Below are 22,813 nucleotides of genomic sequence, written 5' to 3'. Positions count from 1 at the left end.
TCACCCGATCAGGCATAGCCCCCAGCCAAAAAACTACCCTAAGATGGGGCTTAAACTAATGATTCGATAGACGCTTGAGAATCGTTCGATCATCGTTCGATGGTTATTTGATGCAGCTTCTGACCCTATACAACCTATATAAGGTGTCAGGAGTACTGCGGAGTCACTTCATCTTTAAAGTCAGCCACTTCACATCATCAAGGAGCCGCTTGTGAGTCCAGAAACCCTCATCTCGCCACCGATTGCCGCTGCAAGTCCCTACTCCCCCACCGAGTTCGATGCCTATGTCATCAATAGCTATGCTCGTTTTCCCATCGTGCTGGAGCGAGGCGCAGGTTGCCGCGTGTGGGACAGCGAAGGACGCGATTATCTGGACTTTGTGGCGGGCATTGCCACCTGCACGCTGGGCCACGCTCACCCGGCTATGGTGAACGCAGTCAATCGCCAGATTCAAAAGCTGCACCACGTTTCCAACCTGTTCTACATCCCAGAGCAGGGCGACCTGGCAAAATGGCTGGTCGAGCATTCCTGCGCCGATCGCGTATTTTTCTGCAACTCTGGCGCAGAGGCGAACGAAGGCGCAATTAAACTGGCGCGGAAGTATGCCCACACGGTGCGCGGCATCGCCAACCCGATCGTGCTGACGGCTCATGCCAGCTTCCACGGGCGCACTCTGGCGACTATCACTGCCACTGGTCAGCCGAAGTATCAGAAGAACTTTGACCCGCTGATGCCGGGGTTTCACTACGTTCCCTACAACGATATTGCAGCCCTAGAAGTGGCGATCGCCCAACTGGATGCCGACCAACCCCAAGTAGCGGCTATTATGCTAGAGGCGCTCCAGGGCGAAGGCGGCGTGCGGCCGGGCGATCGCGCTTATTTCCAGCGGATTCGCGAAATCTGCGATGAAAAAGGGATTCTGCTCATTCTGGACGAAGTGCAGGTCGGCATGGGCCGCAGCGGTCAACTTTGGGGCTATGAGAACCTAGGCATCGAACCCGACATTTTCACCTCGGCTAAAGGACTGGGCGGCGGCATTCCCATCGGCGCGATGCTCTGCAAGTCGTTTTGCGACATCTTTCAACCGGGTGATCACGCCAGCACCTTTGGTGGCAACCCCTTTGCCTGTGGTGTGGCGCTAGCGGTGTGCGAAACTTTGGAGCGCGACAACTTGTTGCAAAACGTGCGGGAGCGGGGCGAACAACTGCGGGAGGGGCTGCGGGCGATCGCCCAGCAATATCCAGCACTCGTCGCAGAAGTGCGCGGCTGGGGCCTGATCAACGGTCTAGTCCTGAAGGAAGAAACTGCCACCGTATCGGCAGATATCGTGAAAGCGGCGATCGCTCAAGGGCTGCTGCTCGTTCCCGCTGGCCCGAAGGTGGTGCGCTTTGTGCCACCGCTGATCGTCACCGCTGCGGAAATTGAGCAAGCCCTCGGACGGCTGAATCAGGCCCTGAGCAACTTGTCTCTTTAGGGCTGAGGCGTTGGTTTTAGGCAACTAGGCGACCTTGCTTCGGGTCAATTTTCGGGTCAATTTTTGGGTCAATTTTCGGGTCAATACTGCCCAACCCGAAGCAAGGTCGCAGATGCCCTGAAACTTTTCTGGGAAATCTTTTGAGAAATTTGTGTGAAAAATTTGTGGAATAGTCCCCTCTTCCCATGCTACGATTATCAGTCGTGGGATGGACGGGTCGGTGCCCGAGTGGTTAATGGGGGCGGACTGTAAATCCGCTGGCTACGCCTACGCTGGTTCGAATCCAGCCCGGCCCATCCCCCGATTGCCCGTGTAGCTCAGTGGTAGAGCACACCCTTGGTAAGGGTGAGGTCATGAGTTCAATCCTCATCACGGGCTTAATAGCGGGACTCCGAGGACTCCGGTAGCCACTCAACAAATTCGTCAAACGTGATGGGTGTCTGTAGTGCCTGGATCATAGCGATTCTCTGCCTCACTAGAGCAACATTTCAACCGGGATGAGCAGGTCAGGAAACGCCAAGGGTGAAATAGTCCCCTGTGTGAATTCCTGGCGATCGCGGTATTGCCCATCAACGGGGTTTCGCAGCACGATCAGCACGCCTGTCCGCAGGTTGATGATCCAATACTCAGGGATATTGGCAGCGGCGTAGATTTCTGCCTTGATGCCCAGGTCTTTCTCTAGGCTGGCGTTGCTGTATTCCACAACCCAGTAGAGGTCTTCTGGATAGGGATGGTGCTGGTCATAGCGCTCCTCTGGCATTTGCGCGATCGCTAGGTCGGGTTCTGGCTCTGAACCATCCCTCAGCGTGATGGGGGCTGCGGGGCGCACCTGAGCGCGATCGCCCAACAGTTTTTGCAAGCGGCCGCCCGCCTTGATGCGCTTGTTGGCATGGGGAATCCCTTCGGGCGACATCAGGACGATCTCTCCTCTCAATAGTTCAACCTGCTCATCTTCCAGCACGCCCGCCTCAACCATTCGGTGGTACTGGTCAAGCGTCCATCTGGTCTTTGTAGTGGTCATGGCGATTCTCCCAGCAGTCCATAGGGGTCGATGCCGTTTTCTCTCAGCACTCGCATCAAGTAGGCATTCTCCCGTCGAATATCATCGTCGAGCGCCATGCCCAGCCCCACTGATTTGATGATGCGCTCTAGCTGCTGCAACCGCTGCGCAAGTCGCTGATTGCGATCGCCCTCGGTGCGCTCGACCTCAAACGCAGCATCAAACTGCCGCTCTGGAGATTCGGTCATCAGTGCCATGCAGAGCGCAAGCGTTGACTGATTACCCCGAAACGCCTGCCATAGCCAGTAGGCGCTAACGACTTCCAAGGGCAAGCCCCTGGCCCGAGATGCGCCTCTCGCCTGTCCTGCGTCTGGCTCAATCTCGAAAATCGCGGGCGTATCACCTTCACCCAGCAAGGCTTTAAGCCCCTTCGAGCGCAAAAAATCGCGGGCGTTTCGTTCAGACAATCCCACACATTCTGCCGCCTGGGTCTGGCTCATCCGGTAGGAGCCATCCGGCAACATAAAGCCCTCAATCGAGATGGAGCCAAGCTCAACAGTCGCACGGGTTGCTTTCATTATGGCGATTCTCCTTTGGAGACACTTCATGAACGCCCCTCCCTACTTGCCTTGCTGTACGGGCGGCTTTAGCTCTCCAGTGGACTTAGCCCGCTCAATCTCATCTCGAATCAGAGTCTCAAGCAAATTGCTGATTGAGCGGTTGCGAACATCCGCCAGTCGCTCTAAATCTTCTTTCAGTTCTGGCTCGATATAAGCCATCACCTTTGCCTTTGAAGTTGCCACAAGCTCTGTCCCGCAAGGCTTTCAATATCCATAGGTTACACTTTCCTAGTGCTTTGTCGTTCAGGTCTGGGGAATAAGGGGGTAAATACCAAATCTCACACCCTGCTTGAGCCACGATCGCTTCAATAGGTTTGAGAATGATGGAAACTGGCATTGTCAATCACTTGTCAATCACAATCACATCTCCCGGTTGCAGTTGGGGGACTAAGCACTCCTCCAACCACATCTCCACTAAATCCCGGTTGCACGATCCAGCAAAGGTCATTGGCGCAAAAAGGCTGCTCTCTCGTAGTGCTGCAATCCAACTGACTCGTTCGGTGCGTTTCCCAGATTTAAGCCCACAGAAGCGTTGCCCAATCTCGCAGCAATGCTCCTGTGATCTGGGCGATTTTGAATTGTTTTGTCATCAACATCGCGCGTCAACTCGCTTAGCGCAACACTCCTCAGGGCATCCGGGCGCTGACGAACCAAGTCCAGCAAGTTTATACCATCCTCACCCAAGATTTTCCTCCTCCTCAATGAAACCACCCTGCTCTCCCAGAGTGGGCAAGGGGAGCTAGGGTGGATCTAAGGGGGGTTAGGGGGAATCAAACGGTCTAAGCACGCCCTAGGACTGCTGCTTGAAAGAAGCCAGCCATTCGCGAAGCTGCTCTGCGGCAACCTCACGTCCGCCCAGCCCAAAGGCGATCGCCAGCGCCACGGCGATCGCCCCCAGCAGCAGCCCAAACGCCAGCGCCACAATATTGGTCGCAATGCCCATCTGCTGGAGCGCCATCGCAGAAACCAGCGCAATAATTGCAATCCGAGCCGCCTGCGCCAAAATTCGCGCCTGCCGACCGCCCGATCCCGCAATGAGATTGAAGGCCAAATTCGCCAGGTACAACCCCACGCCAAAGACAATGACCCCCACCAGCACCCGCGCCGACACTGCCAAAATACCATTCACAATGGCCGTTAGCTGCTGGAATTGCAAGACCTCAGCCGCTGCCACGGCGGCAAACAGCATAATCCCCACCAGCGCCAAAATGCCGACGATTTCCGAAGGGGTGCGCCGAGGCAGCGTCGCAGCAGGCTGGACGACCGTGGGTTCTCCTCCCGGCGTTGCATCATAGGGCGGGCTGGACGGCGGGGGCGAAACCGCGGCCACCGTTTGTCTGGGCAGCCCCATCCACTCAAACACATTGTTGAAGCCGAAGCTGGTCAGCAGGTTCGTCACCAGGTCTGCAATAAATCGCCCAATGACATAAAACACGATCAACAGTACTGCCGCCGTGAAGATGCGAGGCAACGCGGTCAGAATGTCGTTCAGCATGGCGATCGCCGGATCGGAAATCGCCCGAATTCCCAGTGCTTGCAACGCGGCGATCGCCGTCGGAATCAAAATCAGCACATAAACCAGCGTGCCAATCAAGCTAGAAAGGGACAGCGCCCCCTGAGTGCGGGAAAGGCCGAACTGAGTGCCCAGCCGATCGACCCGCGCCGCCCGCAGCAGATTCGTCACGATGTTCCGCACAACCTGGGCAATGAACCAGCCCGCCGCACCAATGGCGATCGCGCTCAAAATTCGCGGCAAAATCACCAAAAAGTCGTTGAGTAAGGTCTGCACAGGCTGCAACGGCCCCTGCAATTGCAGCACATCTAAAATCAGCGGCAAGAAAAACAGAAAGACAAACCAATACAGCACATTGCCCAGCGTTTCACTCAAGAGAAACGGGCTTTCGGCTGCGGGCTGTCGAGATGGATCGACCACGCCTACCTCTGCGCTTCTTGCAGCTACGTAGGGATCAGCCGCTCCCGCTTCTGCGTCTTTTGGGGCAACATTTAGCTTTTCGTCTAATCCAAATCGAGCCAATCCGCGAGTTACCAAAACCTTGACTAGGCTTGCCAAAACCCAGGCCAACGCCACCAAAATTGCAGCACCGCCCAGCCGAGGCAGATAGCTGAAAATCTGTTGGAGGAAATTATTCAAGGGTTGCGAAACCACATCCAGCCGCAGCGCATTTAGAAACGCCACGATGGCAAAGATCATGATCACCCAAAACACCAGCGCCGCGCCCCACTGCTCTACATGGGGACGAGCCGTTGATCCGGCAGGCAGAAAGGTAGATGCCAGTCGGTTGTCCAGGTTAGTTTGCAGCAGAATTCGCTTGGTAATAGAAGCTGCGATCGCCGCCAGAACCCAACCTGCAATGAGAATTAAAATTGCACCCAGCAGACTGGGTAGAAAGCTCCCTAATTGAGTGTTGATGTTTGTCAGAAAAGCAGGATCAAACGCCATAAGACCATTCAAATACAACGAGAACAATCAAACGGTTTGAGAGAATCTAGAAAACCTCTAAAGACGCTCCCAAAGATTGACAGTATTTCTAAAGCGAATGAAGAGTGTGAGGCTAAAACCCTATAGCCCTAGCCGCTAGCAGCCAGAGCAAGACTCAGCTAGAAGCAGTGAACTGTCGAGATTAATCTTAATAGCTTCCTAAAGGAAATCCGTCACCCTATCGACAGACAAATCTTTAAGATAGGGAGAAAAAATAGGCGATACCAGCATATCGGTTTTGCTTCCTAGATGGGTGAGTGCTAGAATACATTCACAGCATCGCTTCCATACCCTAAAAGGGCTAGAAGAAGTATCCGATCCGCATCAGAAGCCGCCCCCTAATGTTCGCTACTTGTTCGCTGCTCGTTCGCTACTTGTTAGAGGATGTTTGAAAAGTCCTACTGTTTGTAGCAAAGCGTGCAAGATCCCCCTAAATCCCCCTTAAAAAGGGGGACTTTAAGGCGGTTTCCCCCCTTTTAAGGGGGGCTAGGGGGGATCTCTGAGTGCTTAACATTACAGGCGATACCTTTTCAAACACCCTCTTAGGGTTTGTTCAAATTTAATCTCACGGCGGAAAGCCGAAAGTGAGAGACAGATTTGACAGATTTATAGACTGGGCAGATTTATAGACTGGGCGGAATCATAGTCTTTGGCTGACGGATTTGATCGGCAGTGCTTTTGATCACGCTGGCAATGGGCACGGCCACCAGCAGCCCCAGCACGCCGCCAACCTTGCCGCCGAGAAACAGCGCCGCAATCAGCCAGATGGGGTTCAGCCCAATGGTTTCGCCCATCAGTCGGGGCGAGAGGAGAATATCGTTGACCTGGCCAATGGCGATCGCCGTAATCAGCACCCGCACGCCCTGCCCAAAGTCTTGCAGCGCCACAATGATACTGATGACCACTGTGGCCACCGCACCGCCGTAGGGAATCAGCGTTGCAACCCCCATCGTCACGCCAAACAGAACCGCGTAGGGCACCCCCCACACCAGCAGCCCCACGGTTTGCGCCACGCTGAGAATGCCCGCCAAAATCGCCTGTGTGCCAAAGTAGCGGCGAAAGGTGGTCTGGATGGAGTCTTGCAGCGTTTCGTTCCAAGGCGCAGGCAGCCAGCTAAAGATGCCGTCCCAGGCCGCCTCGCCACCCACGAGAATGAAAATCGTCAGCACGATAAAGAACAGCACATTGATCAGGCTGGTGATGGTTTCGGTCAAAATGCCCAGCAGCTTGCTGCCTGCAATTTGAAACACGCTGCCCAATTGGTTGATTGTCTGATTCAGCAGGTCAGAAAGCTGGATCGGCAAGTTTTGGGCGATCGCCCATTCCCGCAGCGCCCGCAGTTGCAGCTTGCCAGAGTCGATCAGTTGCGGCAGGCTGGCCACCAGAGCGCTCAACTGTTGCAGCAGCAGCGGGCCAAGCGTCACCGCCACCAGCGTCAGCACCAGCAGCGAAATACTGAGAACAAGGGCGATCGCCCAGCCACGCGGCACCCCCCGCTTCTGCAACTCCTGAACCGGAATATCCAGCAGAAATGCAAAAATTGCTGCCGAACCCAACACACCCACGAACGGGCTGAGATAGTCCAGCAGCAACAGCAATAGCCAGAGATTGAGAAACCCCAGGGGAAACAAAATCCACAGCCGCAGCCAACCCGGAAGAGCTTTGAAGGATGCAAACATGAATGCCAGAGTACGCAAAGGGAATGATTTCCCTACAATCTTGCATCATTCTCAGCAGAGAAGGGGATAGGGATTTTGGATTTGGGATTGCGGATTTGGGATTTGGGATTGCCGATTTTGGATAGGGGGTGTCGGCTGTTTATTCCCGATTCTGTAAAGACGCTGGGAGATCGAAAGGGCGATCGCACGACGGGTCAATCCCCGACTACGTAATAGGCTGCTGCGTAATAGGCTACCGCTTCGGCCTACAGCCGCACTTCCTGATCGACCACGGGTTCGCTCACCTTTTCGGCTAGGGCCTGGCGGGCAACGCGGGTCACATATACCGTCACCGCCGCCGTTGCGATAAAGCCAATTATCCGAATTGCCCACTGCACCGTCGCATTTGTAGGCTGCCCTTCGCTGCCAATTCGCGCCAAGTCGCCCGCCAGCGAGCCGAGGTAGACATACATAATTGTGCCGGGGATCATTCCAATCGACCCCAGCGCGTAGTCCCGCAGTGAAACCCCCGTCACGCCAAAGGCATAGTTCAGCAAATTGAAGGGAAACACAGGCGAAAGCCGGGTCAAAAGCACGATCTTGAAGCCCTCATGGGCAACGGCAGCATCAATTGCTGCAAATTTCTGGTTTCCTGCGATTTTCTGGCTGATCCAGCCCCGTGCCAGATAGCGACCCACCAGAAAGGCGGCGATCGCCCCCAGGGTTGCGCCAATCAACACATACACCGACCCCAGCACCACACCAAACACCACACCCGCACCCAGCGTCAGAATAGAACCGGGTAAAAAAGCCACCGCTGCGACAATATAAATGGCAACAAACACCAGTCCACCCACCACGCCCAGCCCGTCGATCCACTGCAAAGCATTTCTCAGCAACTCCTGGGGATGCAAACCGCTAGAATTCGCCGCGTCTTGGGCAAGCACTGGCAAACTCAGCAGAAAAGGGGCGATCGCGCTCATGACACACCAAACCATCCGTTGCAACGCTCGATTTCGTCGGACTGATCGTAAAACCATCATAGGGTGTCCTTTTGCCTTAGCAGGCGCGTGGAGGAGAGGAGCATCGGGGAGTGGGTTTTGGATTTTGGATTTTGGGTTTTGGGTGAGCGGTCTACCAATCTAAAATCGCCAATCTAAAATCGCCAATCTAAAATCCAAAATCGACATGTTTTCCTAGCTAAACTTTGTCAACAGCTTCAAGAATGCCTGCGTGCGGGGCGTGAGCAGCGTGCGGCGATAGGCATCGGCGGCTTTTTTGATGCCTTCGGCCTGCGTGGGATAAGGATGAATCACGCCAGAGAGAGCGCTCAGTCCCTGTTTGGTGGCGATCGCCAGCGTCACTTCGCTAATCATTTCCCCAGCATGACGCGCCACAATCGTCGCCCCCAGGATTTGATCGGAGCCGCGCTTGTGCATAATTTTCACAAATCCCTCGGTTTCGCCATCTGCCAGGGCGCGATCGACCGAGGAAAAGGGAATTTTCAGGGTGTTGGTGTCAAATCCTTTGGCCTGCGCCTCCCGCTCGTACAACCCAACGTGGGCAATTTCGGGATCAGTGTAGGTCACCCACGGCATCACCAAACTGCTGAGCTTGCTGCGCCCCAGTCCAAATGGAGCAAACAGCGTGTTTTTAATCACAATGCGGGCGGCGGCATCGGCAGCGTGGGTAAACTTCCAATCCATACAAATGTCGCCAGCGGCGTAGATGCGCGGGTTTGTGGTTTGCAAATAGTCGTTAACCTGAACGCCCTTGCGTGGGTCATACTTCACGCTCACCACGTCCAGGTTCAGCCCTTCTACATTGGGCACACGACCCGCCCCCACCAGGATTTCGTCCACCGCAACCTTATGCACTGCCCCGTTTTGGCTGTATTGGATCACCTTACCCGCGCTGGTTTGCTCCACCTGCTCCAGCTTGCAATCCAGAATTAGCTGCATCTTTTCCCGAAGAAACTGCTGCTGCACGATTTCGGCAGCATCGGCATCTTCGCGATCCAGCAGATGCGAGTTTTTGTGCAAAATTGTCACTTGGCTGCCCAGTCGGTGAAACGCCTGCGCCAGCTCACAGCCAATGGGGCCGCCGCCGATCACCGCTAGCCGATTGGGGCGTTCGGTGAGCGAAAAAACGGTTTCATTCGTCAGGTAGCCCGCTTCGGCCAATCCGGGCACTTTGGGACGAACAGCCCGCGCCCCCGTCGCAATGACAGCTTTTTTGAACCGGAGTTGAGCGCCATCGACAGCGATCGCCCGCTCATTCACAAATTCCGCGCTTCCCAAAAACACGTCGATACCGAGTTTACGAAAGCGATCCGCCGAGTCATGATGGCTAATCCCCGCACGAATCTTTCGCATCCGCCGCATCACCGCCGCAAAGTCCACCTCAACTTGCTCAGGCGGATGAACACCAAACGACATCGCATCCCGAATGTCAGCCGCTGCCCGCGAGGAACGAATGATGCACTTCGACGGAACACAGCCCACATTCAAACAATCTCCCCCCATCAGGCTGCGCTCGATTAGCGCCACCTTCAGCCCCAGCCCCAGCCCTGCGGCCCCTGCGGCCACTACCAGTCCTGCCGTTCCCGCGCCAATCACCACCAGGTCATACATGGCGGCGGGCGTTGGGTTCATCCAGTCGGGCGGATGAACGTAGGACAGGAGCGACTGATTATATTCATCCAGCGGCTGAAGCGCGGGTTCCTGGCTAATGAATTGAGTCATGGCTAGAATCTCTAGGTGCGGGAAAGGGAGAGGAAGACGGGCTTTGTGAGAGGCTTTGTGAGAGGCTTTGTGAGAGGCTTTGTGAGAGGCTTTGACGGAGCGATCGCCGAGCAATGCGCGCAATCTGAACCGTGACCGCAATTGTGGCAAACAGGCCCAAAAGCCTGACGATCCCATACGCTATCCGCATGGAAAGACTGACCTCTTCAGGCATATCAAGGGGCACATGCAGCGCCGCAACATCGCCAACCAACGATCCAAAATAAACATACAGGAAGGTGCCTGGGATCATCCCCAGGGAACCGATCACGTAATCCTTGAGAGAGACACAGGTGATTCCGAACAGATCATTCAGCAAGTTAAACGGAAACAGAGGCGAGAGGCGCGTTAAAAACACAATCTTTAGCCCCTGCTGGGCGATCGCCTCATGGGTACTCGAACGGGTCTGATTCTACAAGCGGTGCAACCCGTTGTACGACGTTATAGCCTAGAAGGTTTTCAGATTTCTGAAGATAAGCTGAGTTTTTGCTAATGGTTTGAAACAAACGGAAAAGCCGAATATTGGCAGCCTCAAAGCCACCGAGTGCAGGCAGGCAATCTGAGTTAGAAAACCGAGTCAGCAAACCGAGTTAGATAAGCCTGAGTACACAAGTAACATCAAATCTCCAAAGATTTGCTGCACATAGGAAGACGTTAGAGCTAGCCGCTATGGTTGGATTCCTGAAAATCGATATCGCTGAAATGATGCTCTATATATAGCGAGTATTTAGAGAATTGATATTACATCTGATTCAGGTGGATAATGCCGCAGCCCATACGGCTCAGAACCTGACGATACCGGACAATGTCATCTTGGTGTTTCAGCCGCCTTATTGCCCTGAGGTCAATTTCATTGAGCGGGTCTGGCGGGAACTCAAGCGGGAGCTAGCTTGGGTTCGCTTTGATGATGTTTGCCAACTCCAGCACGCCATCAGCCAGTGGGTTTGTCGCCTTTCGGCGGAGTCGCTGCGATCGCTGACTCAGTGGGATTGGATTGTTGACGCTCTATGTGTAGCGGGTATTTAGAGAATTGAGATTGGGACATTGCAGTCAGACAAAACGCTAGTGGTGGAGCGAGAGATTTAGCGGGTTTGGAGCATAGACAAAGAGCGATCGCCCACTGTGTAAGTAGACCAAGTAAATAGGCGATCGCCCCCTTTCCAATCCCCTTTCCAACACCGCCTAATTCAGCAGGGCGTAGTATCTGATTTCCACAACGCGCCCGCCGTCCAGCGAAAAGGAAAACGACTCGGATTGATCCGACCCGCTGACGTAATAGATCAGCATTTCGCCATCTGCCAGAGAAGGCGAACCGTAGGCATTGGTCACTGCCTCGTGGGTGTCTCCCACGCGCACCCCCGCCCCCGTCGCCACGTCCCGATGGGTAGTATTCATTTGGAAAACGCCCCCCTCCTGGGATAGCCCCAGCGAAAAATTGGGATATTCCAGGTAAACCAGGGAACCGCAACAGCCTGTTTCCTCAACCTTCTCAGAGAGCGGCTGCCCCAACCGCTGCTTCACCTCAGCAACCGTCATGTCGGGGGAAATGCCGCCCAACACAACCATCTCTCGCGAAATCACTGGCGTGTCAGAGACGATCAAATCTGCCTCAGCCGTTTGCATTGCATCAAGCAGGCTAGAAATGACCCCGTTCGACAAGCCCAGGAGCGTCAATTGACCTGCCTCAATTCTGGGCCCGCGACCAACGCTATCCACAACCACCCACTGACCATTTTGCTTCCTGAGCAGGTAATACTCATCGACAATGGGCAGGTCTTCATAGCCTCCCTCAGCTTTCGCCAGGGCGTAGTTTTCGACAATGGCGATCGCCCCCACCGACAGCGGCACCAACGTTCGATCTGGCGTATTGTAGTCTGCTAGAGCTTGCTGAAGCCGTTCCTTGAGCGATGGGTCATTGAGCAACGCCTGTCGCACTGCTTCTTGCTCGCTAGCGCTACTTTTAGCCGCTGTTGTAGCCGCTGTAATAGCTGTTGCTGCTGGCGCTGCCGGAGTCTGCAAGCCATCGGCCTTCGCTGCTGATCCTTCAGGCGATGGTTCGGTAGACGCTGCTGATGCACGGGTCGTCTGCTGAGCAGGGGCGCTGGGCACATGGCTAGCCCCATCTTCCGACAAAGAAGCAGATGTTGTAGATACCGGGCAACCCGCGAGCAATAGGGCGATTCCCGCAGGGAAAGTGCGCCGCACTGCTTGCGCGAACGCTTTGCGAATCGACCCCGGCAGCACCATCGGCAAAATCCTGGCGGGTTTGCCCAACTGCCGACTTAGAATCGAGCGAGTCCATCCGTTTATCGCTGTCATAACATCTCCTGAAAAGTTTATTTATAGGGGTTGAGCGCTCGCCACGTTTTGAGGGTCGGCGACAAGTCTGGACGATTGAGCGCTTCGTTAAAGTTGGCCACAGCCTGAGGATGCATTCCTGGAGCGATTACCCGCTGCAACACCTGGCGGCGCACTTCCTCGGTGTGTCGGTCGAGGGCGGCTTCCAGAGCATAGAACCGATCAATGGCGAACCCATTAAAACGGGCGATCGCCGCTTCAGCAAAAACTCCATCTGCACCGCGATAGAGATAGCGAACTAGCGTATCGGCGGCTTCCACGGCTAGTTCTTCTTCCTTCAACTGCAATTCATCCAGGTTTCGCTGCACTTCGTCCAGGGAATTTCCACAGGACACTCGCGTCAGATTCATGGACACCCAGCCCACCAGCGGCTGCCGAACCTTGAGCCAGCCGTCCAGCGGCGCGATGACTGTAAGAGAAGTGCCGTTGGGGAGTTGCCCGATGGCATTATCCGAAGCAACTACAGGTGTGAATCGAACATTGGTCGGTGGATTGGGGTCGTCAAGTCGAGTCACACAGGGCATGACGGGTTGATACATGGGCATATCAGAAACCTCAAAGTTTGCCCCAGCCTGCCGAAATGCGTTCAACAACTGTTGAATCGTCGCCTCTGGCAAGCCCAAATTTGCCATCTGAGCCAGCACAATTTCTCCTGGAAACCCGATGCTGTCGAGCATGAGCCACCGATTGTTTTGCCGGATAAGCAGTCCATAGCCATCCATTGGCAAATCGCCTACGCCAGCGGAGTATTCTGCCAGGGCGTAGTTTTCGACAATGGCGATCGCCCCTACTTGCAGCGGATGTACATCTGCCGGGTCGCGTCCTGACACTCGCTCAAATTCTCGATTGATAGCTGCATTGAGCAATGGATCGTTAAGTATTGCCTGCTGTACAGCCCAATTCTCCTCAGTGCCGCTTTTGGTGGCTGTTGCGGACAAGGCAGCGCTCTGCCCATTGCCTCCGGTCGATGCTGAGGGTTTCTCAGAACGGGGCAAATTCGCCGTTGATTGTGGCGATGCCGAAGGGCTGGAAGAATTGCTCGTTTCAGACAGCGAGGCAGAAGGAGTGGTCGCCGGGCAACCGGCCAGCAGAAGAGCGATTCCCGCAGGGAGAGTGTGCCGCACCGCTTGCGCGAACGCTTTGCGAATCGTCCCAGGCAGCATGACCGAAACCGTCCTCCAGCCCAACGTCCATTGCCGAGTCGTCGCCGAACCGACTTGCGTTTTCATAAAATTTCCTGGAAATTCTGTGTATTTTGGAGCGTGCGTCTCGTGACCGTGACCTAACAATCGATCCGAATCCAGCGTCACCGGATGCCTCGCGGCTCCTGAAGGGACATTCCCATTCACAGTTCAGAATTCCCAAAATTCACACACAAGGCAGGATAGTTTTACGCGAACTTTGCAGAAAAATAAGAAATTGACGAAATCGGGGGCGATCGCCTTGATTTCATAATTAAGAGCATTTGGGGTGTAACTATGGCAAACCCCCTATGAGAAATACATGAGGTAGGATATGCTGCCCCTCTCACGACAGTTTTGGCGATTGATGGTGACGACGATCGGCGTGATTGGACTGGTGACGGGTTGTGCCCACTTGGATAGTTCTCAGCTTGATCTTGCTCAAAGTGGCTGGATCGATACGCTACGGCGGTTTGGCGAATGGTCTACCCTCTGGCTGTGTTCTGTGGCTGGGGTGTGGATCTTCTTTCGGCTCCCCCAGGTAGATTTGGGCTGGATCAGTCCAGAAGTAGGGTGGCACCATCGAGATCGAAGCTTCGGGCTGCTGGAACGTTGGGAAACGCAGCCCATCCCCGGCGATGCAGAAAAAGCCAATGCCCTGGCGACCTATTGGGCGATCGCCTATCTCATCGGCGCAGCCTACATCCCCTGGGCCAGCACGCTCCAGCTTCCCCTTGTGGTCAAAAATCTGCTGATTCCAACCGCGCTAGCCATTTTGCTAGCGTGGCTACTGTGGAAAATTGCCAACTCCAACACGCCTGCCAGCAAAGCCCTCAAGCAGCTATGGCGTACGCTAATGATTCTTAGCTTGGTGAACTGGCTGGTCTGGTTGTTCGTGTGACGGGTTCCCAGAAACAGAAAAAACTGCTGTGCGGCGATGCTGCACAGCAGTCTTGAAAACGAAATCGAATCAGTCGTCTAAACGCGGTTGGTCAATCCCAGAGGCATCTCCTAGCGGTTGGCATAGCCTGTAAACGCTGCGTCGATATACTGAGACTGCACCCAGCCGCCCTCGGCTAGCTCCACCCAGTTGTTTTCGCGGCGACCTGTCAGCGCAACACGCTGCCCGTCGTAGAGCGTGCTGGTGACGCGGTAGCTTCCGTCTGGGCCAGAGTGAACGTTGACCGACTGGTTTGCAGCGCGGACAATCCCTTCTGGACGAACTTCACGAGCACCCACATAGCGGGGGTCTTCGGCGACCGTGCGGGTCACGGTATCCCGGCCGCGGAATGCTGCCAGCAAGAGGGGGAAGCCCACGATCGGCAGCAGCAGCCACCACCAGGGGAAGTTCCGGGCAGCACCCACAGCATTATCGAACGTCACGCCGCCATCGGCCACGCTGTAGTAGCAGGTCTGGCGAGCATCTGCGCCGTCCTTAGTCACCATCAGCACCACCTTCGCATCCTTATCAGGACGGTCAGAAGCACCCGCTTCCACTACTTCTTTCAGGGCAAAGCCATTTTGCTGAGCATTTCTAATGCAGGAATCGGTAGCCGTCTGCACCACTGCCGGATCTTGAGCAAAAGCAGGAGCCGCTAGCGTTGCACCTGTCAGCAGCACAGCCACGCCAGCCGAACGAATTGCTAAAGACGTTAAGTTCTTCATGTTCAAACCATCCTATTTAGAAAAGAGGGGCAAAAAGCTAAACGGGAATCAATATTTAGACAAAATTTGGACAAAGCGGACGAATTGGACGGATAAGATACTTCTCCAAAATCGACCAGCCAATCAGAAAACCAAGCGTTAGAAAGGACAAGTCATCAAACAAAATCGTTAAATCGAGTTCGTCAAGCAAGCAATCCAAATCAACAACTCAAGATCAACAACTCAAGCCAACATTTGTCGTAAAGCAGATGCACCCAGGCTTGATTAAGGACGGGCTATCAGGTCACAACTGCAATCACAACTGCAATCACAACCGTCACCACAACTGCAAAAGCAGTGTGACCCGATAAACCACCCTGCTATTTGCTAGTCAGCGAAGAAGCCAGCTCGACGACTTTGCTCAAACTAGCCAGATGATCAGAAATCGACTTGACATCGACAGAACCTGTGCTGATGCTGCTGGCATCGTCTGCGAGCTGTTTGATAGCCTGAGCCGCCTGAGAAACCAGATCCTTGGAACCGAAGACCTTAGTTTCAATCTGCTCCTTCAGAGCGTTTCCAGCATCGTCAGCAAATGCCTTCAGGTCAGCCTGGAGCTTGCTTGCAGCAGCCTTAGACGCATCAGCCACGGTGTCAGATTCGACCTTTAAGGCATCCAGCGCAGCAACCGACTCATTCAGCTTGGCGCTAGCTTTAACAAAACTCTTGGAGAGTTTGGCTTGCTCAGCAGAACCCGCAGGCGCAGTCGCCAACTTGTCCAGAGTTAGCTTCAGGTCATCTGCCAGCTTCTGAGCATCTTTGAGACTCTTCGGCACGAGTTTGCTGACATCCGAAGCGTAGTCATCAATAACTTCCTGGGTGCTGGACAGGGTTTCGATGAAGCTCTTGAGTTGGGAGGACAGCGTTGGCTCGGCAACCTTGGCTAGCACTGGAGTTGTGATACCCATCGGAGCGGCGATCGCCCCATCGCCAACTACAGCAGACAGCAGTAACAAAACTCCCGCGAGGAATCCAACAAGAACCCGATTGAAAAATGAAGTCATAAAACTACAAAATCCCTTTGAACTCAATAAAGCTGACTCAGCAGAATCTAATCACAGAACGTAGACTCGCCCTATTAAGAAATCCCAAAGAAATTAATGATGTTGCATCGCAACTAGAGTCAAGCAAGCGCTATGGAATAAACCAAAACCTTCAAACAGTGAGAATTCTAGAAATAGAATCTCCAGAAGTAGAAGTAATAAAACATTAGAAAATGAATGCTCTATCGATCGCGCTACTCCTGCACTACTCTACGCAACTTAACAATGACACCACAGCAATGATTTCTACTCTTGAACAGAGTCAGCAAATCTTTAAAAAACTTGATGACCGTAGGTTAATAGAGAGCCTTCCTGAGGTCAAGTCGCCTGTGCTACAAGGAGGAAGGAGGGATAATCTACGAGTTTTTCAAGCGTCAATCTCAAATTGACCCTTTGAATTTACTGAGATTTTTCGATTTAGATGTATCCAATTTTTGTCAACACTACGGAATCCTGAACTATCTGTTTGAAGATCTCAGGACTTACGCACTTACGATAAGTCTTCCGGGTTTTGGATGATTTCTCGCAGGCTGCGTCCGGGAGAAATCGTCCAACTGCGTAAGTCCTAGATCTGAAGAATAGATGTGAAGTTTGAAGGGCGCATTTCATCCTTTTCTAGACAAACAATGCTTTGAATCCAATCAAAGCCCCGCTTCGGACTTCATGCGAACGCAAGAAGCTAACAGGTGTGATTAAACCATGCAAACTTACCTGCTGCTTAGTCTGGTTGCCAGTCCGTTTGTTATCGGATCTGTGCTTGCTTTTGTGATCAGCGCATCGTGGGTATCGATCGTGATGGTTTTGCTGGGCGAAGATGCTTGGGCGCAAGTCAGACCGTGGGTTGAGCCATGAGGCTTATCTTATCCTCTAGAACCGTTCTAAGGTAGGAAATGCGCTAGGGGCGATCGCCCTTGCGGCTTCTCCACAGGTCTTGGGCGTAGGAAAGATCTTGCCCGGATTCGCCAGCCCTTTGGGGTTAAACACCTGGCGGACGTATTGCATCGTCTCCAGATCCGCAGCGGAGAACATTTCGGGCATATAGCAGCGCTTGTCTGCGCCAATCCCGTGTTCTCCCGAAATACTCCCGCCTACTTTCACGCAGAGCTTCAAGATATCGCCACCCAACTCTTCAACTTTCTCCAGTTCTCCCGGAATCGCGTTGTTATAGAGAATCAGCGGATGCAGGTTGCCGTCGCCTGCATGAAACACGTTCGCCACGCGATAGCCGTGCTTCTGGCTCAGGGCCTCAATTTCTTGCAGTACGTATTGCAACTTCGTCCGGGGAATCACGCCGTCCTGCACGTAGTAATCGGGGCTAATCCGGCCCATTGCAGCAAAGGCGGCCTTGCGTCCTTTCCACAGCGTCAGTCGCTCTTGCGGATCGCTGGCGGCAGTGATGTTCCGCGCCCCGTTTTGGCGACAGAGGGCTTCGACGCGCTGCGTGTTGGTGTCCACTTCTACCTCGGAGCCGTCTAGCTCAATCAGCAAAATCGCCTCAGCATCGCGGGGATAGCAGTTCGTGCCGACGACATCTTCCACCGCGTTGATGCTGAAGTTGTCCATCATTTCCATGCCGCCGGGAATAATGCCCGCGCTGATAATGTCTGACACAGTTTGTCCCGCTGCTTCTACGCTAGAAAAATCCGCTAGCAGCACGCGGATGGTTTCCGGCGCTTTTAGAATCCGCAGCGTAATTTCTGTAGCGATGCCCAGCGTCCCTTCGGAGCCGACGAAGATTCCGGTCAGGTCGTATCCGGGCATTTCGGGGATCTTGCTGCCCAAATCGACAATCTCGCCCGTCGCCGTCACCACCTTCAGCCCCAGGACGTGGTTCACCGTTACACCGTACTTCAGGCAGTGAACCCCGCCAGAGTTTTCCGCAACATTGCCGCCGATGGAGCAAATGATTTGGCTGGAAGGGTCGGGTGCGTAATAAAAACCTGCGCCGCTGACAGCTTGCGTCACCCAGTTGTTGATCACACCGGGCTGCACGACGACGCGCTGATTTTCCAGATCAATGTCCAAGATCTGGTTCATGCGGGCGGTGACAATCAGCACACAGTCTTCTACAGGCAGCGCACCGCCAGAGAGTCCTGTCCCTGCTCCCCTGGCGACAAAGGGAACCTGGTGGCGATCGCACACTCGAATCACCTGCGCCACTTGCTCTGTGGTGCGCGGCAGCACCACCACCGCCGGCCGCTGCTTGTAGCTGGTCAGCCCGTCGCACTCGTAGACCAGCAGCTCTTCCTTGCGCCGAATCATGCCGGACTCGCCCAAAATCGCGTCAAATTCTCGCAAAATCGGGGTCCAGTCGCGTTGGGAAGACGTTTCGAGTGTCAGCATGGCCAGAGGTTCAGAGTGGTAGGAGAAGGAGTCAGGAATTGAAGATTGACTGAAGATTGACTGTAGAAAGGGATTGACCGAGATGCGAATGAATAATTTGCCCTAACCTTATCATCAGGCGTTTTGCTGAAAGATGCTAGGTGTTGCCAAGGATGCAGCTTCCCCTACATCTTCTCCTGCCCCCGCAACCCGACTCCTGCAACCCGACCCTCTATGAAAACCATCGCCGAAATCAATGACAAGATTCAGCAGCAAACAGCCGTCGTGTGGACGGTGGAGGAGCTAAAGGTGCGGGTGGCGGAGTTGGGCGTGACCCAGGTGGCAAAGACGGTGGACGTGGTGACGACGGGCACGTTTGAGCCTGCGGAATCGTCGGGGGCGGTGCTGAACCTGGGGCATACTGATCCGCCGATTAAAATTCGCCAGTGCTGGCTGGATGGCGTGATGGCCTATTCGGGCTTTGGGGCGGTGGATTTGTATCTGGGGGCGAGTCAGATGGCGGAGATGGGCGGCGCGTGGGATACGCCTGATCCGGAGGAACTGCGCGAGGGCAAAGGGCGCAATGTGCCGCGAGAGCGGGGCGGCGGCCATGTCATCGCTGACCTGATCGCCGGAAAGCCTGTAAAGCTGAGAGCGATCGGCCAGGTGACGGACTGCTATCCCCGTGCGTCGGTGGAGACGACGATTACCCGCGACACGATTAACCAGTTCTACTTGTTTAACCCGCGCAACTTATACCAGAACTTCATCGTGGGCGTGAACGGGGGCGATCGCCCGCTCTATACCTACCTGGGCCCACTCCAGCCACGCCTAGGCAATGCGGTCTATGCCAATCCGGGAGCGCTGTCGCCCCTGCTGAATGACCCAGATTTGAACCTAGTAGGCATTGGCACGCGGATTTTTCTAGGCGGCGGCGTGGGCTATGTGGCCTGGGAAGGAACGCAGCATTTTCCCCTGCAAAAGCGGCTGCCCAACCACACACCCATCGGCCCGGCAGCGACGCTGGCGCTGATCGGCGATGCCAAGCAAATGAGCGATCGCTGGGTCAAGGGCTGCTATTTCAGGGGCTACGGCCCGTCGCTGATGATTGGCATTGGCGTGCCGCTGCCCGTCCTCAACGAAGCAGTGGTGGAACGCTGCGCCGTCCAGGATGCAGATCTGGTGGCTCCAGTGGTGGATTTTTCGATTCCTCGGCGGGTGCGCCCCACCTTCGGACTGGTCAGCTATGCCCAGCTAAAATCAGGCCGCATTACCATCGACGGCCGCAGTGTCCGGTCTGCGCCGCTGTCCAGCATTTTTCTGGCGCGGCAGGTAGCTCAGGAATTGAAGCAGTGGATCGAGGCAGGCGAGTTTACCCTGACGGAACCTGTAGCCCCGATTCCGGGCGATCGCACGTTTCTGGCACAAGATCGACTGGGGTCGCAAATCAGCCTGGAGTAGCGATCGCCCCAGGAACCAGACCCGCACTAAGAATCTTTCTGGCGTTTCACCGGCTTAGACATGCCCTCACGCCGCACAGGAGCCGGAGCCGCCCCACCCTCGCCAGCGCGAACGGGACGAGACGGCGCACCGCCCCGATCAGGGAAGCGCTTCTTGCGAGCGAAGTTGCTGCGTGGGCCGCCACCCTTAGACTTGCGCTTCTTGGGTGGCACCAGACCAATCAACGTTCCGCCCTGCAACATCAGGTCGTTTCCCTTGCGCTGTACGTGCAAATCCCAGAAATAGCCTACGGTTTTGCCCTCCAGTGTTCCATGCAGGATGATTTTGAACATCCGCTCCTTATCTTCACCAGGTTTGTCGGTCTTTTTGGGAGCCTGCTGCACGCGCACGACAACGCGATTCTCTTCGGGAGAAGCCGACAGCACCTCACCGCGCACCGAGAAGTAGCCGTCGGTGAGTCCATCAGGCATCGCAGACTGTGGCACTGTTTCAGATTCAGATGAAGCTTCACCCGTTTCTGGCTCATCTGTCTCTTTGGGTTTGGTTAAACTTTCAGGTTCCCAGACTCCTACAATCTGGGCGTGCAGATCGGCCACCTTTTCGCGAGTGCGGGGATACACCACCCACAGGTGAGCCTGGGTCAGGTCAAGATGCTTTTTCACCAAGCTCATGACTCGACCCAGCAGCACTGCATCGATCACGGTGCCGTCTTCTGTGGTCAGCGTGCCACGGGTAAACTGCTCCTCAGAGGGGGCATACACGCCGCGCACCAGCCCAATGGCGCGATACTGCATGGGTTCGCTGGCGGGCGGAATGGGGTGATTTCGCGGGGTGTTCTTTTCAGCTACGCCTGCGTCAATAGTTCCAGAGGCTGCCTCAGCGTTCCCTTGAGTTCCCACCTCCGCCACGGGTTCAGTCGCCGCTGGGGACTCAGCCAGTGTGCTGTCTAGTTTGTCTGGCGTTGCTGCGGGTTCTGCGACCGAAGGCTTGATGCTCTGAGGCTTGGGGTCTTCTTCGGGTTTGGCGGCGGCCGGGCGAACAGGCGGCTTGGGCGGCTTGGGCGGTGTTAGCGGCTTCACGGTAGCCGTCTTGTCATCCTCCGATAGCTTTTCTGAGGCATCCGGCTGGTGGGCATGAGCGTCAGCACCGTTGGGCGTGGGCAAATCGGATGGCACGGTCGGGGCATCGCTGGACAAAGCGGGGGCGGAAATCTGATCCATATCGGTCGGTACTGGTGAGGATAGCTCAGGTGCAGATGATGCCTGAGACGGTTCATTGGGGGACGACGATGACCCGGAAGACTTGGACGACTGAGCGCGAGACGAACTCATGCAACCTCCTTATTGCGGGAACCCATCCACCCGCAAACGCTGACAGGTAAATGCCAGTGAAACAACAAGCGAACCACTTGGAAATAAACACTAGGTTAACATCCAGGTTGATGCTGGCTGCCAGTCTTGATAAGGCATTTTATCGATCCAGCGGTTTCTGGGCCAAGCGACCAAGGGTGAGTAGGGTGCGTCCCAACAGGCAAGGCGTAAACCCAGATAGAGCCGGGTCTGCCCCTGACAAAGCGCGGGGCATAATTATTCCCTGCTGATTTATACAGAGGCGATCGCCCCGCGTCAGGGATTTCGGCTGATGTTTTCGATGTTGGATCATAATGGAAGGGCATTTGACAAATGACGAATTTCTATTTGAGTTTGGGGTTTGGCCGTGTTTGACAAGCGCAATCGTTGGATTGTTAACGGGGTGATGGCGATCGCCGCCTTTGCTTTCTTGGCCCTGCTGTTTCTGCCGTTTATGACGGCGCTGCGGTCAGGAGTGGCCAGTTCGGGTGCGTCGCCCAGCGCAACGCCCGGCGCGTCCCCTGCCTCGCAACAGGCGGAACTGGCAGATCAGGCGCGGGGCTATGAGCTGGTGCTGCAACGAGAACCCGACAATCAAACCGCGCTGCGGGGGCTGCTGGAAACCCGCATTCGCCAAGGCGACGTGCAGGGCGCGATCGAGCCATTGGAGAAGCTGGCCAAGCTCAACCCCGACCAGAGCGACTACACCGTGCTGCTGGCCCAGGCAAAACAGCGCGTGGGCGATCGCGAAGGAGCCGCCCAGGCCTACCGCAGCATTTTGGACACCCAGCCGGGGAATATCAACGCGCTGCAAGGGTTTGTGGACCTGATGCTAGAGCAGCAGCGCCCCGAAGCGGCCGTCAGCCTGCTGCAAGACACGCTCCGCACCGCCGATGAGCGAAATCGAGTGGCTCCGGGTAGCGTCGATGTGGTTTCGGTGCAACTGCTGCTGGGACGGGTCTACGCGCAGCAGGGCAGGACGCAAGAGGCGATCGCCCTTTATGACCAGTCCATCGAGCAAAACGCCCTCGATTTTCGCCCGGTGCTGGGCAAGGCGCTCGTTCTGCAAGCCGCCGGACGCACCGAAGAATCCAAGCCGCTATTCGACAGCGCCGCTGCCCTGGCTCCAGCCCAATATAAAGATCAGATCAATCAGCTAGCCAGCGGCGGCCAGGGGCAAACCGCTGCATCGCCCTTGGAATCGTCTCCGGCGGACGCACCCGCAGGCACAACGCCCCTGCCCAGCCCAACAGCTCTCCCAGCAGGCAGTCCTGCGGCCGAGAGCAGCCCTTCTTCGCCATCCCGCGTCACGGGCAATCCTTAAACGGTTCGCAAACGGTTCGCAATCTGACACATCCAA

18 protein-coding genes, 2 tRNA genes and 2 pseudogenes are annotated in these 22,813 nt (G+C 55.2%); 7 read left to right on the top strand and 15 right to left on the bottom strand.

The features are described from left to right. Window positions 1-211 precede the first annotated feature (211 nt). The 3 genes from HNI00_RS10730 (at window position 212) to HNI00_RS10720 (ending at window position 1,852) form a co-directional block, all read left to right on the top strand. Complete coding sequence (locus HNI00_RS10730; protein ID WP_316793162.1) at window positions 212-1,474, top strand: aspartate aminotransferase family protein; 1,263 nt, start codon at window positions 212-214, stop codon at window positions 1,472-1,474. A gap of 214 nt (window positions 1,475-1,688) precedes the next feature. Continuing rightward, window positions 1,689-1,770: transfer RNA gene (locus HNI00_RS10725), tRNA-Tyr, on the top strand. Between the two features lie 10 nt (window positions 1,771-1,780). Further along, a tRNA-Thr gene (locus HNI00_RS10720) sits at window positions 1,781-1,852 on the top strand. Between the two features lie 97 nt (window positions 1,853-1,949). On the opposite strand, the gene HNI00_RS10715 is transcribed toward HNI00_RS10720, so the two are convergent. The 9 genes and pseudogenes from HNI00_RS10715 to HNI00_RS10675 form a co-directional block, all read right to left on the bottom strand. Next, on the bottom strand, window positions 1,950-2,495 hold the full coding sequence (locus tag HNI00_RS10715) for a Uma2 family endonuclease (RefSeq protein ID WP_297076802.1): 546 nt from the start codon (window positions 2,493-2,495) through the stop codon (window positions 1,950-1,952). Next, the gene (locus HNI00_RS10710; protein ID WP_316793159.1) at window positions 2,492-3,052 is read right to left on the bottom strand and encodes a hypothetical protein; all 561 of its coding nucleotides are present in this window, start codon (window positions 3,050-3,052) and stop codon (window positions 2,492-2,494) included. Before HNI00_RS10710 ends, HNI00_RS10715 begins: the two co-directional genes overlap by 4 nt. 42 nt (window positions 3,053-3,094) lie before the next feature. Then, on the bottom strand, window positions 3,095-3,277 hold the full coding sequence (locus HNI00_RS10705) for a ribbon-helix-helix protein, CopG family (protein WP_316793157.1): 183 nt from the start codon (window positions 3,275-3,277) through the stop codon (window positions 3,095-3,097). Between the two features lie 58 nt (window positions 3,278-3,335). After that, window positions 3,336-3,808 (bottom strand): annotated as a pseudogene (locus tag HNI00_RS10700) (IS630 family transposase); the annotation flags it as partial. 76 nt (window positions 3,809-3,884) lie between these two features. Next, window positions 3,885-5,555: a mechanosensitive ion channel gene (locus HNI00_RS10695; protein ID WP_316793155.1), complete on the bottom strand. Its 1,671-nt coding sequence runs from the start codon at window positions 5,553-5,555 to the stop codon at window positions 3,885-3,887. Between the two features lie 662 nt (window positions 5,556-6,217). Then, entirely contained in the window at window positions 6,218-7,273 is a 1,056-nt protein-coding gene (locus HNI00_RS10690) for an AI-2E family transporter (protein ID WP_316793153.1), read from the bottom strand. Between the two features lie 245 nt (window positions 7,274-7,518). After that, window positions 7,519-8,250, bottom strand: coding sequence for a TVP38/TMEM64 family protein (locus HNI00_RS10685; protein ID WP_316793151.1), 732 nt, complete (start codon window positions 8,248-8,250; stop codon window positions 7,519-7,521). Between the two features lie 198 nt (window positions 8,251-8,448). After that, on the bottom strand, window positions 8,449-9,996 hold the full coding sequence (locus HNI00_RS10680) for a mercuric reductase (RefSeq protein ID WP_316793148.1): 1,548 nt from the start codon (window positions 9,994-9,996) through the stop codon (window positions 8,449-8,451). Then, window positions 9,980-10,393 (bottom strand): VTT domain-containing protein, encoded by a 414-nt coding sequence (locus tag HNI00_RS10675; RefSeq protein WP_420156259.1) that lies wholly within the window; start codon window positions 10,391-10,393, stop codon window positions 9,980-9,982. The genes HNI00_RS10680 and HNI00_RS10675 overlap by 17 nt, the downstream gene beginning before the upstream one ends. A gap of 383 nt (window positions 10,394-10,776) precedes the next feature. Here HNI00_RS10675 and HNI00_RS22125 point away from each other — a divergent pair. Next, window positions 10,777-10,939, top strand: a pseudogene (locus tag HNI00_RS22125) (transposase); the annotation flags it as partial. Window positions 10,940-11,217: 278 nt separating this feature from the next. Here HNI00_RS22125 and HNI00_RS10665 read toward each other — a convergent pair. Together HNI00_RS10665 and HNI00_RS10660 are read right to left on the bottom strand one after the other, a co-directional pair. Next, window positions 11,218-12,354: a hypothetical protein gene (locus HNI00_RS10665; protein ID WP_316793143.1), complete on the bottom strand. Its 1,137-nt coding sequence runs from the start codon at window positions 12,352-12,354 to the stop codon at window positions 11,218-11,220. Between the two features lie 17 nt (window positions 12,355-12,371). After that, window positions 12,372-13,622 (bottom strand): SH3 domain-containing protein, encoded by a 1,251-nt coding sequence (locus HNI00_RS10660; RefSeq protein ID WP_316793141.1) that lies wholly within the window; start codon window positions 13,620-13,622, stop codon window positions 12,372-12,374. Window positions 13,623-13,908: 286 nt separating this feature from the next. Between HNI00_RS10660 and HNI00_RS10655 the strand changes: the two genes are divergently transcribed. Continuing rightward, window positions 13,909-14,475 (top strand): hypothetical protein, encoded by a 567-nt coding sequence (locus HNI00_RS10655; protein ID WP_316793139.1) that lies wholly within the window; start codon window positions 13,909-13,911, stop codon window positions 14,473-14,475. 110 nt (window positions 14,476-14,585) lie between these two features. Here the strand turns inward: HNI00_RS10655 and HNI00_RS10650 are convergent, their stop codons facing one another. The 3 genes from HNI00_RS10650 to glcD form a co-directional block, all read right to left on the bottom strand. After that, window positions 14,586-15,239, bottom strand: coding sequence for an SH3 domain-containing protein (locus HNI00_RS10650; RefSeq protein WP_316793137.1), 654 nt, complete (start codon window positions 15,237-15,239; stop codon window positions 14,586-14,588). A 359-nt stretch (window positions 15,240-15,598) separates the two neighbouring features. Further along, window positions 15,599-16,282, bottom strand: coding sequence for a hypothetical protein (locus HNI00_RS10645; protein ID WP_316793135.1), 684 nt, complete (start codon window positions 16,280-16,282; stop codon window positions 15,599-15,601). 906 nt (window positions 16,283-17,188) lie between these two features. Further along, the gene (gene glcD, locus HNI00_RS10640) at window positions 17,189-18,664 is read right to left on the bottom strand and encodes a glycolate oxidase subunit GlcD (protein WP_316793133.1); all 1,476 of its coding nucleotides are present in this window, start codon (window positions 18,662-18,664) and stop codon (window positions 17,189-17,191) included. A 213-nt stretch (window positions 18,665-18,877) separates the two neighbouring features. Here glcD and HNI00_RS10635 point away from each other — a divergent pair, with 213 nt between their 5' ends. After that, window positions 18,878-20,104 carry a homocysteine biosynthesis protein gene (locus tag HNI00_RS10635; protein ID WP_316793130.1) on the top strand — a complete coding sequence of 409 codons (1,227 nt, stop codon included), beginning with the start codon at window positions 18,878-18,880 and terminating at the stop codon, window positions 20,102-20,104. 26 nt (window positions 20,105-20,130) lie between these two features. Here the strand turns inward: HNI00_RS10635 and HNI00_RS10630 are convergent, their stop codons facing one another. Beyond that, on the bottom strand, window positions 20,131-21,435 hold the full coding sequence (locus HNI00_RS10630; RefSeq protein WP_316793128.1) for a hypothetical protein: 1,305 nt from the start codon (window positions 21,433-21,435) through the stop codon (window positions 20,131-20,133). Between the two features lie 385 nt (window positions 21,436-21,820). Here HNI00_RS10630 and HNI00_RS10625 point away from each other — a divergent pair, with 385 nt between their 5' ends. Next, on the top strand, window positions 21,821-22,777 hold the full coding sequence (locus HNI00_RS10625) for a tetratricopeptide repeat protein (RefSeq protein ID WP_316793127.1): 957 nt from the start codon (window positions 21,821-21,823) through the stop codon (window positions 22,775-22,777). Window positions 22,778-22,813 lie beyond the last annotated feature (36 nt).

The sequence above is a fragment of the Thermoleptolyngbya oregonensis NK1-22 genome (genome assembly GCF_032705245.1).
Taxonomy (GTDB): domain Bacteria; phylum Cyanobacteriota; class Cyanobacteriia; order Elainellales; family Elainellaceae; genus Thermoleptolyngbya; species Thermoleptolyngbya sichuanensis.
Note: the sequence above shows the minus strand (reverse complement) of the source record. Positions and strands in the feature narration are given on the sequence as shown.